At 53.0% G+C, this 16,181-nt stretch carries 13 protein-coding genes; all 13 read right to left on the bottom strand.

The features are described 5' to 3' along the window. Positions 1 to 93 precede the first annotated feature (93 nt). Positions 94 to 1,281 carry a cell division protein FtsZ gene (gene ftsZ, locus Q8O92_04910; protein MDP2982653.1) on the bottom strand — a complete coding sequence of 396 codons (1,188 nt, stop codon included), beginning with the start codon at positions 1,279 to 1,281 and terminating at the stop codon, positions 94 to 96. 17 nt (positions 1,282 to 1,298) lie between these two features. Beyond that, positions 1,299 to 2,537 carry a cell division protein FtsA gene (gene ftsA, locus Q8O92_04905; GenBank protein ID MDP2982652.1) on the bottom strand — a complete coding sequence of 413 codons (1,239 nt, stop codon included), beginning with the start codon at positions 2,535 to 2,537 and terminating at the stop codon, positions 1,299 to 1,301. A 260-nt stretch (positions 2,538 to 2,797) separates the two neighbouring features. Beyond that, the gene (locus Q8O92_04900; GenBank protein ID MDP2982651.1) at positions 2,798 to 3,625 is read right to left on the bottom strand and encodes an FtsQ-type POTRA domain-containing protein; all 828 of its coding nucleotides are present in this window, start codon (positions 3,623 to 3,625) and stop codon (positions 2,798 to 2,800) included. A 2-nt stretch (positions 3,626 to 3,627) separates the two neighbouring features. Further along, on the bottom strand, positions 3,628 to 5,031 hold the full coding sequence (gene murC, locus Q8O92_04895) for a UDP-N-acetylmuramate--L-alanine ligase (GenBank protein ID MDP2982650.1): 1,404 nt from the start codon (positions 5,029 to 5,031) through the stop codon (positions 3,628 to 3,630). 206 nt (positions 5,032 to 5,237) lie between these two features. After that, a complete protein-coding gene (murG, locus tag Q8O92_04890) occupies positions 5,238 to 6,341 on the bottom strand; it encodes an undecaprenyldiphospho-muramoylpentapeptide beta-N-acetylglucosaminyltransferase (GenBank protein ID MDP2982649.1) in 1,104 nt (367 codons plus the stop codon). Next, positions 6,338 to 7,492 (bottom strand): putative peptidoglycan glycosyltransferase FtsW, encoded by a 1,155-nt coding sequence (locus Q8O92_04885; GenBank protein ID MDP2982648.1) that lies wholly within the window; start codon positions 7,490 to 7,492, stop codon positions 6,338 to 6,340. The genes murG and Q8O92_04885 overlap by 4 nt, the downstream gene beginning before the upstream one ends. A gap of 291 nt (positions 7,493 to 7,783) precedes the next feature. Further along, on the bottom strand, positions 7,784 to 8,872 hold the full coding sequence (gene mraY / locus Q8O92_04880) for a phospho-N-acetylmuramoyl-pentapeptide-transferase (protein ID MDP2982647.1): 1,089 nt from the start codon (positions 8,870 to 8,872) through the stop codon (positions 7,784 to 7,786). After that, entirely contained in the window at positions 8,872 to 10,302 is a 1,431-nt protein-coding gene (gene murF, locus Q8O92_04875) for a UDP-N-acetylmuramoyl-tripeptide--D-alanyl-D-alanine ligase (GenBank protein ID MDP2982646.1), read from the bottom strand. Before murF ends, mraY begins: the two co-directional genes overlap by 1 nt. Further along, positions 10,299 to 11,762, bottom strand: coding sequence for a UDP-N-acetylmuramoyl-L-alanyl-D-glutamate--2,6-diaminopimelate ligase (locus tag Q8O92_04870; protein MDP2982645.1), 1,464 nt, complete (start codon positions 11,760 to 11,762; stop codon positions 10,299 to 10,301). Before Q8O92_04870 ends, murF begins: the two co-directional genes overlap by 4 nt. A 1-nt stretch (position 11,763) precedes the next feature. Next, positions 11,764 to 13,920, bottom strand: a complete 2,157-nt coding sequence (locus Q8O92_04865; GenBank protein ID MDP2982644.1) for a penicillin-binding transpeptidase domain-containing protein — start codon at positions 13,918 to 13,920, stop codon at positions 11,764 to 11,766. A gap of 17 nt (positions 13,921 to 13,937) precedes the next feature. Next, complete coding sequence (gene ftsL / locus Q8O92_04860; GenBank protein MDP2982643.1) at positions 13,938 to 14,240, bottom strand: cell division protein FtsL; 303 nt, start codon at positions 14,238 to 14,240, stop codon at positions 13,938 to 13,940. Further along, the gene (rsmH, locus tag Q8O92_04855) at positions 14,237 to 15,160 is read right to left on the bottom strand and encodes a 16S rRNA (cytosine(1402)-N(4))-methyltransferase RsmH (GenBank protein ID MDP2982642.1); all 924 of its coding nucleotides are present in this window, start codon (positions 15,158 to 15,160) and stop codon (positions 14,237 to 14,239) included. Before rsmH ends, ftsL begins: the two co-directional genes overlap by 4 nt. A gap of 162 nt (positions 15,161 to 15,322) precedes the next feature. After that, positions 15,323 to 15,778, bottom strand: coding sequence for a hypothetical protein (locus tag Q8O92_04850; GenBank protein MDP2982641.1), 456 nt, complete (start codon positions 15,776 to 15,778; stop codon positions 15,323 to 15,325). Positions 15,779 to 16,181 lie beyond the last annotated feature (403 nt).

The raw sequence follows: 16,181 nt of genomic DNA, 5'->3' as shown, positions 1-16,181 counted from the left end.
CTTAACCGATTATCCTTTATCTTTTTTCCCTTGTCTTTTCATCATCTTTTATCACATAAATCATGCGCATCAGTGGTTCAGACAATTTTTTTCTTAGTCCGCCTGCCGCCTGAGAAATGTGGGATAGGTCAGGCTGCTTTTGCTCCCCCGGTCGAAGGTCTTGACCTGGCTGTTTGCCGCCACTCTCTGCTGACGTTCCTCGAAGCTGAATCCAACCGCTTCTTTATCTGTTTTATCAAGACTGATGGTAGCGGCCGTGCGGTCGATAAAGTCGACAATGGTCGCGGATTCGGAAATTACTCCCGGAACCCGCTGCACACCTGTGGAATTAAATCCTGTGGCAATTACAGTGACCCTGATCTCGTCGGTCATCTGTTCATCGAGCACTGCGCCGAAGATGATATTGGCGTTTTCTCCGGCTTCCTCATGGATGAGTGTAGCCGCCTGGTCTATGTCGTAAAGCCCCATGGTCGGTCCGCCGGTAATGTTGATCAGCACGCCGCGGGCGCCGTGGATGGTGATATTTTCCAGAAGCGGGCTGTTGATTGCCTGCTCGGCGGCTTCACGGCCCCGGTTTTCGCCCCTGGCAATTCCCGTTCCCATGATGGCATCGCCCATCTCGCTCATGATCGAACGGACATCCATGAAATCGACATTGACGATGCCGGGTACATTGATAATGTCAGAAATCCCTTTGGTGGCTTTCAGGAGCACATCGTCGGCCATCTTGAACGCCTCGGTGAACGGCATGTTACGGTCGGCGATTGCAAGGAGTTTCTGATTCGGCACCACGATGAGTGTATCAACTACCTCCTTGAGGGCGTTGATGCCCCGTAAGGCCGCATTTTGACGGTTTCCGCCCTCGAAAAGGAACGGTTTGGTAACCACTCCGACAGAAAGGACGCCCATTTCCCGAGCCATCTGGGCAATGACCGGAGCGGCGCCGGTTCCGGTTCCGCCTCCCATGCCCGCGGTGATAAATATCATGTCCGCCCCGTTCAAAGCTGCGGATATTTTTTCCCGTGATTCCTCGATGGCTTTGCGCCCTATTTCGGGATCCCCCCCGGCGCCAAGACCGCGGGTGAGGTTGGTACCGATTGCGATTTTGGTGTTCGCCTGATTAATGTTCAAAGCCTGCTTGTCGGTATTGACCGCGATAAAATCAACCCCTTTCAGGTTGGAGTTTATCATACGGTTTATTGCGTTCCCTCCGGCGCCCCCTACTCCCACCACCTTGATGTTTGTTAAAGGAAACATTTCAAGATCGATATCAATATCCATCTACTACCCCCGTTTAGTTATATGAAATCCTTGAACATCCTTTTTACACTGTCGGCGAAGCGGACGAACACTCCCGGCCTGCTTCCAAAGTACTGATCGGCGCCTCCATGTCCGAGACCGCCGTAAAGAATAAGCCCCAGAACCGTGGCATACGCCGGGTTATCGTTAATATCGGTCAGCCCGTTGAAACATTTAGGGTACCCTATTTTTACCGGCATGTCGAACACCTGCTCGGCCAGCTCGGCGCACCCGCGCAGGAGCGACGCTCCTCCGGTGAGCACGATACCGGCGCCTAAAAGACCACCGTACTCGCTTTTCTCGATTTCATGTTTGGCCAGGGTGAACAGCTCTTCCATCCTCGGCTCGATCACAGCGCCGAGAATATCGAGCGAAACACTCCGCGGCTCACGGTCGCCCGGTCCCGGCACCTCGATGACAGCGTTCTTCGGAATCATTGAGCGGAGCGCGTACCCGTGCTTTATCTTGATGTACTCCGCATACTCGATGGGAGTCCGGAGACCGATGGCGATATCGGATGTTACATTCTTGCCTCCCAGACCGATCACCGAGGTATACCGGATAGCTTCATCCTGGAAAAGCGCCAGGTCGGTTGTCCCTCCGCCGATATCAAGCACCGCGCATCCCAGCTCTTTTTCGTCACGGGTCAACACCGCATAGGAGCTCGCCAGGGGCTGGAGCACCAGGTCTTTCACATTGATATTCGCCCGGTTCACACACTTGATCACATTCTGGATCGAAGTGATCGCCCCGGTCACAATGTGCACCTCGGCTTCCAGCCGGACTCCCGATATATCCAAAGGATTCTTGATGCCGTCCTGGTTGTCTACAATGTATCCCTGCGGGATGACATGAATGATCTCCCGCTCATCCGGAAGGCGGATCGCCTTTGCAGCATCGATAACCCGCTCTATATCCTTGTCGGTGATGGTGCTGTCCGCCCGCGAAACGGCTATGACCCCGCGGGAGTTGAGGGATTTGATGTGATCCCCGGCAATTCCGACATAGGCTTCCTTTATCTCGACATCAGCCATGCGCTCGGCTTCATTTACCGCTTTCGAAATCGCACTGACCGTTTTTTCCAGATCAACGACGACCCCTCTTTTAAGTCCTTCACAAGGGCTTGTGCCTACCCCTATGATCGTCGGAGTGCTGTCTTCTTCCTCGATCCTTGCGATAACCGCCGCGATTTTGGTGGTTCCGATGTCAAGGCCAACCCGTATGCTGCTCCTGCTCATTACGCACTCCTCACTCTGACTGGCATGTACCATGAATGCAATTTACTGCCGATGCTCCTTTGCCCTGTTTCCCCCTAAGTAAACTCATCCTTTGATCCCTTCTCTTGAAAAGAGAGGGGTTCATTCTTAATGTAATTCGTTTCTCAAAAAATACTTTTTTTAAAAAGCAATTGGGTCTCCCCCTCTATTGCTTGCGCCGGGTTCCCTGCTTTTGCAAAGCAAAAGTAGGGTGGTAGAAGGGGGTCAGGGGGTGAGTTATTTTACTTCCTGATTACATTTATCTTTTGATCAGAACTTCCGTTAAAAAGCATGTGACTCAAGTCCAATGTTTTTACCGAATCCAGCCGCGCGGTCACCTCTGCGATCCACTTTTCCAGGTTCTGGACTTTTTCCGGCCAGTATGTATCTCCGATAATCACTTCGAGTCCGTTGTCGAGATTGATTCCCATAGTGGACACATTGATATCCGATATTCTCTTCATAATCGCAGGACAATCCTTGGAAATGGCATCCAGAAGCTTGAGCCCGGACACAAGACGGGCTTTCACCTGGGGATCCGTAAGCGAAGCCGTACTTTTTATTCCGGAAACGATCGGCAGAGTCGAAACCATTTCCTGCCCTACATGGGGAAGCGGAACTCCTTCTTCATCCACACCGATTACCTTTTCTGTTCCCAGAAGGGCCATCGGTTTCCGCTCCTGCACCCTGATTATGATGGTGTCGGGCAGGCGGCGGAATACAGTGAAATCGCGGGCGGCATACTCTTTGCTTAGTTTTATCGCGACAGCGACCAGATTCACATCGAACAGGCCGCACCCCGGTTTGATGCCGGTTGATGCAATTATCTTGTCACGGTCGATATAATGTGTTCCCTCGACAACGACCTGGCGCACGGTGAATACCGGGAGCGCCGCAGCGTAATCAACCGCATATTTTCCCCCCACGAACATGCCGGCTGTGAGAATTCCCAGGAGAATAATATATCTTCCGATGTGCGGCCCTGTTGTGTCAGACCTCACTTTTATTCCGCGGCTTTGCTGTTTCCAGTGCGGCGCGCTGCTTCTCAGCCTGTCGTTTCTCTTCACCATGTTCACGCTCCGGTGTTTCCGCTTTCTTTCAGGATGGAGAGCAGCTCAGTTCCCACCCGGTTAATATCCCCCGCGCCGAATGTTATCACCAGATCACCGGATTCGACGATACCGGCAACAGCCCGCGGGAGTTCCTCGCGCTTCTCCACATAAGTCACGCGGTGATGGCCGGCGGAAGTTGCATCGTCTGCCACCATCTTTCCGCTTATTCCCTCGATGGGCGCTTCCCGCGCCGGATAGACATCGGTCACCACCAGCACATCGGAGTTCATGAAAGCGCGGCCGAAATCCTGATGGAAATCACGGGTCCGCGAGTAGAGATGAGGTTGAAAAACCGCCACGATACGGCGGTCGAATCCTCTCCGCGCACCGGCCAGGGAAGCCTTGATCTCGGTAGGATGATGCGCATAATCGTCTACCACCATGACACCTGCTTCCTCGCCTTTGATCTCGAACCTTCGCTCCACCGTTCTGAATTCGCCGAGAGCCCGTGCAGTGGTCTCGAAGGGAATACCCATTTCTCCTGCCACCGCTATAGCGGCCAGGGCATTCCGTACGTTGTGATCTCCGGGAAGCGACAGTGTCACCCTTCCCAAAGGTTTTCCGCCCGCCGCCACTTCAAACCGGGTCATCGTCCCCTCCTGGTCGATATTCTCCGCCCGGATATCTGCCTGACGGGAAGTGCCGTAGGTGACAATCCTTCTCTCCACGCGGGGCATGATGTTCTGCACCCCGCGGTCATCGATGCAAAGAATTACCGATCCGAAAAACGGCACCTTGTTGACAAACTGAACAAAGGCGGATTCTATATCATTCATGTCACGGTAACAGTCAAGATGTTCCAGGTCGATTGTGGTGACCACCGCAATGACCGGAGTGAGGCGGAGGAACGTACGGTCGTACTCGTCCGCTTCCAGTACCAGGTAGTGACTCTGCCCGATTTTTGCCCCGCCGCCGTACATGGCAACCTTGCCGCCCACTATGACTGTAGGGTCAATATCCCCACGGGTCAGCACCTGCCCGGTCATGGAAGTGGTGGTGGTTTTTCCGTGGGTCCCGGCGATGCAGATGCCGTATTTCATCCGCATCAGCTCGGAAAGCATCTCCGGCCTGCCGATTACGGGGATTTTTCGCTCCCTGGCCGCTGTTATCTCCGGATTATCAGGTTTTACTGCCGAGGAATAAACCACCACATCGCAGGTGCGCACATTTTCGGCGGAATGACCGATACATATCCCCGCCCCCAGCGCGGCCAGCCGCTCGGTTACCGGAGTCGAACGCATATCGGAACCGGTTATGGTGAATCCCGAATTCATGAGTATCTCGGCGATCCCGCTCATTCCCGCTCCGCCGATGCCGATCAGGTGGATGTTTTTGACTCTCCGGGTCAGCGCTCCCAGAAACATGAAGCCCTCATCTCTTATTTGATGCTCCGGTAAAGTTTAGCTTTACAGTATTTTCTGTTGTTTCTTTACCTCACCCCCTATCCCCCTCTCCTAGTCAGGAGAGGGGGTAACTCATTATGAGCCTTGTTATTACCCTCTCCTAATTAGGAGAGGGTGGCCGAAGGCCGGGTGAGGTTTTTTGAACATTGGCACTAACAAGATACTTTTTACAGCTTCATCTTATTTGAACCGTACCGTTCGATCAGTTTCTCTGCAATGACGCGCGCCGCATCACGTTTCCCCATGCGCCGCGAAGCCTCTCCCATCGCTTTCCGACGTTCATCGGATTCCAAAACTCCGAGAACCTCCCGTAAGAGCAGCTCCGGGGTCAGGTCCCTCTCCAGGATCATCACCGCTCCTCCGGCGTCCGCAATCGAGCGGGCATTATACTCCTGGTGATTTGCCGCTGCCGACGGCAGCGGAACAAAGATCGCCGGGAGGCCGCAGGCAGTGATCTCTGCAATACTCATCGCGCCGGACCTTGCCAGAACCATATCGGAAGCGGCATAGGCATCCGCCATGTGGGTGATGTAAGGAAGTACATGGATTTTTCCCCCCCGGCCGTCGAATTCTTTCCAGATCGGAAATTCTTTGTCACCGGCCTGCCAAAGCACTTGAATGCCTCTTTCCGCGAGAGATTCGACAATTCGGGAAAGCGCACGATTAACGGCCTGAGATCCCTGGCTCCCGCCGAAAACCAGGAGCGTTTTTACCGCCGGGTCCAGACCGAAGGAGCGCGCAGCGCTTTCACGGTCTCCCGCGCCGATCTCCTTCCGCACAGGATTGCCGGTAAAGACTGTTTCTACTCCGCTCGTGAAAAATCTTTTCGCATCCTGAAAGCCAAGAAAGACCATGTCGGCAAACCTCGCCAGCTTACGGTTGGTGATGCCCGGATAGGAATTCTGCTCCTGGATCGTCCCCGGAATCTTCAAAAGCCTTGCGGCGATGAACGGAGGTCCGGAAACATAGCCTCCGGTCGCCATTATCACTGCCGGTTTGAACTCGGCGAGAATCCACAGGGAACGAATAATGGATATCATCAGTTTCCAGGCGAAGGCAACCATCGCAAAAGACAGCCTGCGCGGAAATCCGCTTACCGGGATCGTTTTTACCTGGAATCCCGAACACCCGATAATTTTCTGTTCTATTCCCCTGGTTCCTCCGATAAAGAGAATCTCTGAGTACGGGCTTTTTTTCATCAATTCCTCCGCCACTGCCAGAGCCGGGTAGACATGCCCTCCGGTTCCTCCGCTCGCAAATACCACCCTCATGACGGGAATCTCTTATGAATACGGGTTCCGTACTCACGGGTAAGCCGCCTCTCCATGCTTCCCTGCTTGGAGATATTGAGCAGTATCCCGGTCGCCGCAAACGAAAGAAGCAGGGAAGAACCGCCGTAGGAGACGAACGGCAGGGTAACTCCGGTGGTCGGTAAAAGCCCGATCGCCACTCCGATATTAAGGAATACCTGTATGCCGATCATGAAAGAAAGCCCCGAAGCGAGGAGAAATCCGAATGTGTCCGGCGCTTCCTTCGCGATTTTGAAACCCCGCCAGACAAATAAGAAAGTCAGGATGAGCACCAGGCTGGTTCCCACAAATCCCAATTCCTCCGCCAGGATGGAAAAGATAAAATCGGTGTGCCGCTCGGGGAGATAGTAGTATTTCTGAATGCTGTTCCCCAACCCCACTCCGAAGAAACCTCCGCTCCCGATGCCGATGATGGACTGTTTGACCTGGGACCAGACGGAAGGATCATTATTGAGGTATCCCATAATCCGGTCCATCATATATTCCTTGGTGAGAGCGAGGTAAATGATTAACAGTATGGCCGGAACGCAGCAGAGAATGATATGAGCCAGCCTGGCGCGTCCGATGAACAGGATATAGAACCCCGCCAGGAGCGAAAGCATTGCCATGCTGAGACTGGGCTCCAGAAAAATGAGGAAGAAAGTGAGCATGACGATTCCGGTTACCTTTAAAAATCCTTTTTTGAAATCCCGGATGCGTTCCCCCATCGCCGCAATCGTCCCTGCAAGATAGATGACCAGAATGAGTTTCACTATTTCGGAAGGCTGAAAGCTCATGAATCCGAACCTGAACCACCGGTATACTTCCCATTTATGGAAATGCACATAGTGTACAAATTTCTGAGCGAGAAGAACCACGAGCAGAATGTACCCGATTATGAGGAGGTATTTTCCGATACGGGCGTAGCCGCGGTAATTCAAGCTGGTGCAGAGAATCATGGAAAGCAGGCTGAAGACCATGTAGAGGGCTTGTTTTTTCAAAAAGAATGCGCTGCTGCCGTTCTCGGCCATCGCAAAATACATGCTCGAGCTGTAGACCATGACTATGCCCAGCGCAGCCAGGACAACAGCCGGTATGAGCAGCCAGAAATCTATGGATTGTTGTTCCCGCATCGGGCGCCTTTGAAAAAAGAAGTCAGAAGACAGAAAAAAGATTTAACGGGTATGTCGTTAAGTAAGCTAAGGTGATCATCCGATTAAGGTTAATCCCCCCTACCCCCCTTTTGAGGGGGAACAAGAAAATAGTTTCTATATGTAAACATTTATTAGGATATGACAGAACCCTCTCCCTAAATTCCCCCCTTAATAAGGGGGGATGCCGAAGGCAGGGGGGATCTTTAAAAACACAGAAGCACTAAATTTCTCTCATTTACTGTATGGTGCTTACTTAACGACATAACCGGATTATCTTATCTTAAACGTCGTCAGTGCAATGAGTGCGAAAAGAATGCCGATAATCCAGAACCTGACCACCACCGTTTCCTCCGCCCATCCTTTCAGCTCGTAATGATGGTGGAGAGGCGCCATTTTGAAAATCCGCTTTTTCCGGAGCTTGTACGAACCTACCTGCAGGATCACTGAAAGAACTTCCAGCACAAATACTCCCCCGATCACAATCAGGAGAATCTCGGTTTTGGTCAATATGGCGATCGTACCGAGCGCTCCGCCGAGAGCAAGCGCCCCGGTATCGCCCATGAACACCCTGGCCGGATGGAAGTTGAACCAGAGGAATCCGAGGGAAGCCCCGACAAGGGAAAGACAAAAGACTGTCAACTCCCCGCTGCCCGGGAGATTGAAGATACTGAGATATTCGGCTGTAGTAACCCTGCCCATGACATAACAGATGATCGCATAAGCGCTCGCCGCTATTGCCATGAGACCGATAGCCAGCCCGTCAAGACCGTCGGTAAGATTCACCGCGTTGGAAGCTGCGGTGATAACCAGGGTTACCATCGGTATGTAGATATACCAATGGGAATAGTTGAGAGAATAATTCTTTACAAACGGAATCATTGTCATTGTGGAATACTGATCGTCGCCGAAGATATACATGGCGCCGCCGACCATGCATCCCAGCATGATCTGGCCTGCCAGCTTGTATTTGGCGACAAGGCCCTTGCTCAGGTGACGTTTCGCCTTGAGATAATCATCGAGAAAACCGACCGCCCCCATCCAGATGGTGGCGAACAGCGCCACGAGAACATAGTAATTGTCCAGCCGCGCCCAGAAAAGAGTGGGGATAATGATGCAGGCCAGAATAATAAGGCCTCCCATGGTGACCGTCCCCTCCTTGGCCATGTGTGACTGGGGGCCGTCTGAGCGGATTTTCTCATTTACCTGCCAGTTTTGCAGAAATTTGATGATCCGAGGCGCCAGAATAAACGAAAGAATCAGCGCTGTCACCATGGCATATCCGGCCCGAAACGTGATGTATTTAAAAATGTTGAGCGCTGTGAAATGATTTATCAGCGGTACAAAAATATGGTAAAACATCAAGCCTTCCTGTCTGAATCGCGGGGTCCCCGGCTTTTGCTCTCCAAAAGTCGGGGCGCCTCTGTGATGATCCGTTCCAGCCCGAGCGCCCGTGATCCCTTGATAAAAATTGTGTTCCCCTCCGCTTTTCTTTCTTTAATGAAGGGCAGGGCGTCGGCAACCGTTTCAAACACGCGGATTTTTCCGGGGTCCATCCCTGCCTCTTCTGCTCCATCGCGATAAAAGCGGGCATACTCCCCGATCAGGCACAGCCGCTCGATCCCCAGTTCACCGAAGAGTTTTCCGATTTCACGGTGCGCCTCTTCGGTCATCTTCCCCAGTTCGCGCATGTCCCCCAGCACTGCGGTCATCCGGATTTCTCCGGACCTGAGCAGGCTCCTCAGTACTTCCGCCGCCGCTTTCATCGATTGGGGATTGGCGTTATAGGCGTCATTGATATAGCGTACTCCGTCTTTGACCAGTATCTCCATCCGCATTCCGGGAGCGGTGAACTTCTCCAGGGCGCCGGCGATCGTGCTGCCCTTAAGCCCCATGAGCTTACCCACACCCCAGGCGGCGAGAGCGTTATACACCATGTGGTATCCCGGCGCCGAGAGCCGGACGGAGTTTCCCTCCACGGTGAACGATGCGCAGCCGTCCTCGTGAACGACGATGTTTTCTCCGCGAAAATCGGCGGGGCAGTTGACTCCGAATTTCACCACGCGGCAGCAGCCGTCTTTCTCACGGGCAACAAGGTGAGGATCATCGGCGTTGAGCACTGCCGTTCCATCCGCCGGAAGAGAGCGGAGAAGCTCTGTTTTGGCGTGGGCGATCTCTTCGATTCCCCGGAAAAATTCCATGTGCGCCGGCCCCACATTGAGGATGACACCGATATCCGGGCGTGCGATTCCCGCAAGCCAGGCGATCTCTCCGGGAGCGCTCATCCCCATCTCGAACACCGCGCACTCGTGTGTGTCATCCAGCCCGAACAGGGAAAGAGGCAGGCCGATGCTGTTATTGAAATTCCCGGATGTTCCGTGCACCCGGAACCGTGACCTGAGCACGCTGAGAATCATCTCCTTGACCGTGGTTTTCCCATTGGTACCGGTGACCCCGATCACTTTGCCCCTGAACAGGATGCGGTATTCACGGGCCGCATCGCCGAGGGCGCGAATGGTATCATGTACCCGAACGACCGGATATTCCGTTTCGATTCCGTCCGGCGCATCCTCATTCACCACCGCCAGTACGGCGCCCGACCGGAAAGCTTTCCCGGCATACGCGCCGCCGTCATATTTTTCACCTTTTATCCCGAAAAACACATCTCCCGCCTTTATTGTCCTGGTGTCTGTCGATACACCGGTGAGCTTTGTTTCGAGAAGTTCATCCGGGGCGTTTGAGGAAACGATATCCAACCCGTAAAGAAGCCGGCCGATTGTAATTTCCTTCATCGCATCGCTTTCAGAATCCGGTATGCCGTTTCCGCGTCGTCAAAATGATTTTTTCTGGCGCCGATGATCTGGTAATCTTCATGCCCCTTTCCGGCGATGACCACGACATCGCCCGCTCCGGCCAGCGCAAGGGCTCGTTTGATGGCCTCTTCACGGTCGGGGATGACCTCGCAGCGGGAGCCGTTGGAAATACCCTGCATGATTTCGGAAATTATCGCAGCCGGATCCTCAGTACGGGGATTATCCGATGTCACAACGGTATAATCGGCCAGCCGGGCCGAAATCTCCCCCATCTGAGGCCGTTTCCCCCGGTCACGGTCTCCTCCGCAGCCAAATACCGATATGAGCTTTCCCTTTGAAATCTCACGGGTGGAGGCGAGTATCCGCTCCAGCGCATCAGGCGCATGGGCGTAATCCACAACCACAGTGAAATCCTGGCCTGCTTCCACTGTCTGGTATCTTCCGGCTACCGATTTCAACGCCTCCAGTCCCCGGACTACCACTTCTCCGGGAAACCCGCAGGCCAGCCCGACACCGGCTGCGGCCATGGCGTTGGAGATATTGAATCTTCCGGGCATGGAAAGTCGGAAGTTCAATTCTCCGGCAGGAGTGGCCAGTTTCACCAGAGAGCCGTGTTCCCACAATTCCAGAGAGAGAGGATGCATATCAGCTTCGGGGGTGAATCCGAAAGTCAAAATATGTCCGCCCCTTGAACTGTTCATGATATGCGGTGAATGGGGATCGTCACGGTTGATTACAGCAGTGGAATCACCGGAAAGATCGCTGAACAAAATACTTTTGGCATCCAGGTACGAGGTGAAATCGCCGTGGAAATCCAAGTGATCGCGCGTGATATTGGTAAAAGCGACCGCTCGATACCGGATGCCATAAACCCTTGAGAGTGCAAGCGCATGAGAACTGACCTCCATGGTGCAGGCGCTCTGTCCCGCCTGGACCATCCGAGCCAGGAATGCATGAATATCCGGGGCTTCCGGAGTGGTGTTTGCCGACTGAACCGTTTCATTCCCGATCAGGTGACATATGGTGCCTATGAGACCGCAGCCGAATCCGCCGGCCTCGAGAATGGATTTCACCATATAGGTTGTAGTGGTTTTGCCGTTGGTGCCGGTTACTGCCGTCATGATCAGGGAATTCTGCGGGCTTGAGTAGATGCGGTCGGCGATGAGCGCCATGGCCTTGCGGGCGTCCGGCGCTACTACCAGAGGAAGGGATATGGGTACAGCGCTCTGTTCCCATACATCGGTAACCACAGCGGATGCTCCTTTTTTTACCGCCTCGGAAATGAACGCGTTGCCGTCGGCCTTTAACCCCCGTACCGCCAGAAAGAGGGCGCCGGGCCTGACCTTTCGCGAATCATATTCGATGGAGTTGATCTCCACCGAAAGATCGCCTCTCGTTTCGAGTATATGAATACCTGTTATAAGTTCTTCCAGTTTCATTTTATCTGTTCCTGCACGCAATTTCGCACATGGTTCCGCAGGCGACCAGGCTGCCCGGCACAGGATCCTGAGATCGGACAATTCCCGAGCCGGTCACTTTTACCATGAGATTCGCCTGCACAAGGTCCTGAACGGCTACACGGAGCGGCTTGCCGGTGATATCCGGAACCGCAACGCTGTCTCCCCGCGCCAGTGTGAATGAATTTGTATAGAGTGTAATTCGCGCTCCGGGATTGATTTTTGCCCCGGCAAGGGGAAGTTGTTTCACCACCACGGTCGGATCTCCGACAATTGTGGGAATCAACCCTGCGGAGCGGAGTTTGGCTGCCGCATCAGGGATGCTCATGTTATTGACATCGGGGATCGTCACCGAAGTTACGGACGCCGAAGGCGCCGAGGCAATCATCTGGTTCACAGGGCTGCCGCCCATGTTGATTATCCGGTTGATTATATTTTTGAACACCGGAGCTGCCACCTGGGAGCCATAGTATACTCCCACCGGGCTGTCTATTATGACCAGGCATACCAGCCTGGGGTTTCGGTCCGAGATAAAGCCGATGAAAGATGATATATATTTCCCTTTGACATACCCTTTGCCGCCCTCTTGAATGCGCTGCGCTGTGCCAGTTTTTCCGGCCATGCGTACATTGGGTATTGCCGCCGATAGTCCTGTGCCTTCTTCCACTACACTGCACAAAAGGTCGGAAAGCCGACGGGCGGTCTGTGCGGTCATGGTGCGCCGTATCCTGCGGATTTCGGTAGGTTTTTTCACCCTTCCGTCGCTGCTAACAAACTCTTTCACGATCCGCGGACTTATAAGTTCGCCTCCGTTTGCGATGGAAGCATATGCCGCTGTAAGCTGCAGCGGGGAAACTGCCACCCCCTGACCGAAAGAGATGGTGGGCAGGGACAGGTTTGACCAGGTCTGGGGATTGGGAAGCCGCCCGCCCGTTTCATTCGGAAAATCGCTGCCGGTGACCTCACCGAACCCGAAAAGCCGCGCCCGCTCATACAGTTTCTGCTTCCCGATTCTCTCCGCAATCTTGACCGTGCCGATATTGGAGGAATGGATGAGCACATCGCGCGCCGGAATAACTCCCAGCTTATGCGAGTCATGTATCACATGACTGCCGATCCGGTATTGCCCGTTCTGGCAGTCTATCATATCCGTTTCACTTACCTTCCCGGTCTCGAGAGCCTCTGCAAATGTCACTATTTTGAATGTGGATCCTGGCTCGAGCATGTCGGTTACCAGACGGTTTTTCCGGGCGGTAGAATCCGGGGAACTGAACGAGGTGTGATCGTTTGGATCGAACCTTGGGACATTTCCCATTGCCAAAAGTTCACCATTGCTTGAATCGAGGACGATAACATATCCGGCAATGGCCTTTGCGCGTTCCACCCCTGCCTCCAGCTCTTCCTCGACGATCTCCTGGATGCGCCAGTCGATGGTCAGCACCATATCCATCCCGTCATGCGCAGTTACGATCGGCTCAGCCATGAACGACTCGCTTTTGCCGACCGCATCCTTCATCTGCTTTGAGCTGCCGTCACTGCCGGAAAGCTCGTTGTCAAAAAACAGCTCGCAGCCTTCGATACCACGGTTTTCGACATCGGTATACCCGATGGCCTGCGCTCCAATTTTCCCCAGCGGGTAGTATCGTCTGCTCGTAGTGACTTTTTCAAAGCATTGAGGGATCATTTTTTTCTGCTTGTTCTTTTTGGCAATAGCTCTGTCCATTTTTACCACAGCTTCAATGGTCAGGTCCATTTTCTGCATGGTGGAGGCATCGGCCTGTTTTGCCAGGTATACATGCTTCTCACGGGAAGTGAAAATCCTGTTTATTGCCTGCGGGCTGAGTCCGGCAGAATCCGCCAGGATACGGATGGTAGATTCGCGATTGGAAATTTTTTCCGGCCAGACGGCGTATGAGGCGGTGGTCATGGAAAACGCCAACTGGACTCCATTACGGTCGAGAATCCGTCCCCTGCTCGCCTTGACATCCTCCTGATCAATGCTCTGCTTGATCGACTGCAACCGGAGCTGGTCATGTCTTGCAAGCTGAATGACTCCGATCTTTGCGGCAAGAACAATCCACAGAAGAGCCATTATCATCATGACAAAGGTCTGACGGGTGATGTGCGGTCCTGTCTGCATACCCTGAATTCTCCCGATTAGAACAGTTTACGGGGAGCGCCGACCGGCATTACCATACCCAGATTATCACGGGCGATCTGCTTGATCCGGCTTCCCTTTCGGAGCTCGGCAACCTTCAGCTTCAGGCTGAAATTTTCGTTTTCCAGCGTGGCGCGGTCTTTCTTTATCTTTTGAATCTCTTTCCCCAGAGAAAGGATATAGACATCTTCACTGACAAAAAGCACAGCCATAAGTGTGGCGGCCAGAATCAGGAAACAGACTATCAGACGGTTTCGCCTGATGGAGGGCCTCCCCCCCTTGTATCGAGAGTCAGGAATCATACCGACTCCACTTTTTCAGACGCCCGAAGTAGAGCGCTTCTTGCCCTGGGATTCGCCGCCGCTTCTTTTTCCGAGGCTTTCACCGGCTTTCTGGTCAATACTCTGAGAAGCGGCTTCTTCCCGCACCGGCATTCCGGCAGATCGGGAGGACAGATACACGGCTCGGCCATTTCTTTCATGAATCGTTTCACCGGGCGATCTTCCAGGGAATGATAGGATACGACGCAGAGGCAGCCCCCAACCTTCAGTATTTCGAGAGCGCCTTCAAGCCCCTTTTGAAGCTCTTCCATTTCGTTGTTCACGTATATTCTCAGAGCCTGGAACACTCTGGCTTTGCTTTTCTGCGGGAGGTAACTCCCCACAGCCGCTTCGATAATCTCTGCCAGCTCACCGGTCGTTTCTATAGGGTGCGATGATCTTCTTTTGACAATGGCATCGGCGATTCTCAAAGCCTTGCGTTCTTCACCGTACTCTTTGAAAATATGGGTCAGTTCGCTCTTGCTTCGGGTATTCACCACCTCGTAAGCGTTTTCACGCCCGCCGCCCATATCCATGAGCAGGGGGCCGTCAAGCCTGTAACTGAAGCCTTTTGACGGGTCGTCGATCATTCTGGAGCTTAAACCGAGGTCAAAAAGCACGCCATCGTACTGACCGGCTCTCTCTCCCGCAATCTCCCGAATGCGGGAAAAAAGGGAGCGGTGCGCACTGAACCTTCCGCCATACCGGGCAAGGCGCTCCATGGAGTAAGAGACCGCATCGGGATCCCGATCCATGGCGGCAACAGTTCCCCCCCTGTCGAGAATGGCCTGCGAATGTCCGCCCCCGCCGAGGGTGCAGTCCATGTATAGTCCTCCTTCGGCCACCTTGAGCATATTCAAAACCTCGGCAACCATCACTGGGGTATGGAAATGTTCGAGCATCAAAACCTCACCCGGCCTTCGGCCACCCTCTCCTAATTATGAGAGGGTAACAACAAAGCGCATAATGAGTTACCTCCTCTCCTGACTAGGAGAGGGGGTCAGGGGGTGAGGTAAAGAAATACCAAAAAGTAATGTACAACTGACTTTTTGCCGGTTCATCTTTTAATAAAGCCCAATCGCTGAAATGATAGGGTCTAAGTCTTCCTCTGCCTTCCATTTCTTATACCGGTTCGGCTCCCAGACAGACAGCCGGTCAAAGATGCCGATTATAATTGCATCTGAAGTTATCCCGGTTTCTTCAAGCATCCTACGGGGAATGCTGACCCGACCCTGGCTGTCGACCTTGGACATGTGACAGTTCTCGCTGACCTCATGAATGGCGCGCCAAACTTTTTCCTTGCCTATCTTATCTTCCTGATCTATTATATATTGTTGAATGACTGTGTCCCAATATTCGCGGTTGAAGAGGAGAAGGTGACCCGAAGGAACCAGCACCACCGCGACTTCATCATCCTGTCCGGGGGCAATATCCTTGCGGATCAAGGCAGGAATACTCAATCTGCCTTTTGAGTCGACCTTGTGGTCGGTTCTGCCGGTGTATCCTCTGCTCTTCAGCATCCAGATTTCCTGTAAAAGCGGATAGAAATTCTTCCCACGATTCCCCACAACTCACCACTATCATAAAACATAGCCCTATTTTTTGGCTTGTCAAGCACAAAAATAGGGAAATTTGGATTTCCATCGTTTTTTTTATAAACTCAGACAAGCGCAATTCAAGTTGAAGTAAGTTCGATTTCGGATTTAGGGGGTTAAAGACCCAAAGGACAGTGGGGACGTAAGTGACTTGGAGGGAAGTGAGGGTACATGGTCGTGATTCTTCGGTAAAAGGAAAAAAAAGGGAGCAGGTATTTCTCCGGCTCCCAAATTATTGGCTTGCAGTAATAATACTATTTCGCTTGCATACGTTAAAGAATGATAGTATACTTCCTTGTGGGAATATTTCCCCAGAAGGAGGTAGAGG

It is taken from the genome of Candidatus Latescibacter sp., assembly GCA_030692375.1.
GTDB lineage: Bacteria > Latescibacterota > Latescibacteria > Latescibacterales > Latescibacteraceae > JAUYCD01.
Note: the sequence above shows the minus strand (reverse complement) of the source record. Positions and strands in the feature narration are given on the sequence as shown.